Raw genomic sequence first — 208 nt, forward strand, 5'->3', positions numbered from 1 at the left:
ACGGCGGTACGCCGATAGAAACCCACATCCCCGATGATCTCGTACGGAATGCGAGCGTGGAGCAGTGCTTCCTCCAGCGTTCGGGAGAGCCTGTTCTGGCGGTAAATGATAGCCATGTCATGCCAGGCGACGCCGGTCGCCGCGCGGCGGCCAATCTCCCGGATGATCGCCGCAGCTTCCTCGGTGGCGTAGGAGAACCCCAGAACCT

At 63.0% G+C, this 208-nt stretch carries 1 protein-coding gene; it reads right to left on the minus strand.

All coding sequences use genetic code 11. From position 1 onward, the window contains the following. Window positions 1-208 (minus strand): 3'-5' exonuclease (locus tag B7449_RS18835; protein ID WP_276325876.1); only part of this gene is annotated, 208 nt, incomplete at both ends.

The sequence above is a fragment of the Komagataeibacter intermedius TF2 genome (assembly GCF_000964425.1).
In the GTDB taxonomy this organism is placed as follows: domain Bacteria; phylum Pseudomonadota; class Alphaproteobacteria; order Acetobacterales; family Acetobacteraceae; genus Komagataeibacter; species Komagataeibacter intermedius.